2 protein-coding genes are annotated in these 2,015 nt (G+C 59.8%); one reads left to right on the top strand and one right to left on the bottom strand.

Annotation, left to right across the window (positions count from 1 at the left end; genetic code table 11):
* Positions 1–22: 22 nt before the first annotated feature.
* Complete coding sequence (locus AC01FP_RS17200; RefSeq protein ID WP_474481923.1) at positions 23–334, bottom strand: DUF305 domain-containing protein; 312 nt, start codon at positions 332–334, stop codon at positions 23–25.
* Positions 335–789: 455 nt separating this feature from the next.
* Between AC01FP_RS17200 and AC01FP_RS17195 the strand changes: the two genes are divergently transcribed.
* Positions 790–1,770: an IS5 family transposase gene (locus AC01FP_RS17195; RefSeq protein WP_474481921.1), complete on the top strand. Its 981-nt coding sequence runs from the start codon at positions 790–792 to the stop codon at positions 1,768–1,770.
* The last annotated feature ends 245 nt before the right edge of the window (positions 1,771–2,015 follow it).

Below are 2,015 nucleotides of genomic sequence, written 5' to 3'. Positions count from 1 at the left end.
CCGCTCATGGCGCTACCCTTAATCAAGGCCGCCTGAATGGCAGCCAAGGAGTGACAACTTTCCTGAAAGTCACCGTGCCGAAACCAGGCATCCCCATCCCCATGCCGGCCATCCCCTGACCTGGCCAGGTGGGCACGTCGCTGCCGTACCACTGGCGATACCAGCGGCGCATTTGGGCATTCTCCTGGCTCTGACTGGTCCGGATCCTCTTCGCTAGGGCTCGAATCTCCGGTCGCCTGGAGCGCTGCAGGCCTAGCTCCGCTATGGCGATAGCCCCCTCGTGATGGGGGATCATCATTACGATGAAATGGCCATCGGCGGAACGCTGACCCATTTGCATGCCGCTCCATCGACTGCCAGGCGGCATCGCGTTGGATGGAGCCGAGGTGCCGGATCCAGCGAAAGGGGCGATGAGCTCCGCTTGCGCGGAGCTCGCCATGACCAGCAAGGCCGCTGCTACTGGGGCGAGGACTTTCAACGAACGTCGGCTGCCTGAGCCGCAACGATTCAGAAACCGGACCATCGGCTCCTCCTTTGAGCTGCTGGTTCCAGCCTGTTCTGATTGGGCGGCGGCAAGCCCCGATGCAGCACAAGGGACGCATGGACGCTGGCCATACCTAGCTTCCACGGCTGGCGGCGATGCTGTGCTGAGGCGCAGGGCTCCATTCGGGTTGATGGGGCTGGTGCTCAGGACGCTCACTAGGAGCAGCAACGGCACTAGGGAGACCCTGGAAAACCAGCGCCTTTCGCGGGACAATGGCCCCATAAACGCAGACCAGGACTGGTTTGATGGGCGGCAAGCAGCTCGGCTTCTCGGATTACGAGATCACCACCGCCAAGAAGCAGACCAAACGGGAGAGGTTTCTCTCTGAGATGGAGGTGGTGGTGCCTTGGCAGGCCCTTCTCGATCTGATTGAGCCCCACTACCCCAAGACCAGCAAGAAGGGCGGCAGACCTCCGTATCCATTGGTCACCATGCTGCGGATCCACCTTTTGCAGCAGTGGTATTCGCTCAGCGACCCGGCCATGGAGGAGGCCCTGATCGAGGTGCCCACCATGCGTCGCTTTGCTGGTATCGAGTTGATCAGCGACCGGATCCCCGATGAGACAACGATCCTGACCTTCCGCCACCTGCTGGAGAAGCACGATCTGGGGGAGCAGATTTTTGAAACCGTCAAAGCCCACCTCAACTCACGGGGAATGACGATGCGCCAGGGCACGATCGTGGATGCCACCTTGATCGCGGCTCCCAGCTCCACCAAAAACAAAGATGGGAAGCGAGATCCGGAGATGCACCAGACCAAGAAAGGCAACCAGTGGTATTTCGGCATGAAGCTCCACGCAGGCGTGGACAAGGATTCAGGCTTGATTCATTCAGTCGTCACCACGGCTGCCAACGTCCACGACCTCACCCCCGCGGCTGAGTTGCTGCATGGTGATGAGGAGGTGGTGTACGGCGACGCTGGTTACCAGGGCATCGCCAAAAGGCCGGAGATGGCAGGCGCTGCAGCAGAGTTGAGGGTTGCAATGCGGCCAGGCAAGCGCCGAGCGCTGCCCGACACTCCAGATGGAAGGCTGCAGGATTTGATCGAGGCTGCAAAGGCACACGTCCGTGCCAAGGTCGAGCACCCATTCCGGGTGATCAAGCAGCAGTTCGGATTCCAAAAGACGCGGCTGCGCGGTATGGCCAAGAACCGCTGCAAGATCAATGTGCTGGCAGCCTTGACCAATCTGTTCCTGGCCCGTCGACGTTTGCTTGCAACAGCATGACGAGGGGATTGGTGTGCCCCAAACACCGCGATTCAGGCTCCAATCCTGGCCAGATGATCCTGAAATGAGCTGGTAGAGACAACACTTGCCGGCCTCAGAGGCAAATCAAGGCCAAAGGCAGCTTTGCCAGTCGCAAAAGGCACTTAAACCCCTGTTGCCCAGAGCTTCCCTAGGCGTAATGAACGATATTCCCGATGCTACTACTCTCGCCTTTTTTCGAGAAAGGCTTCGCAAGGCCGGAGTGA

The organism is Cyanobium sp. NIVA-CYA 375, from assembly GCF_056108345.1.
The sequence above is the reverse complement of the archived record's forward strand: the minus strand, read 5'-3'. Positions and strand labels throughout refer to the sequence as shown.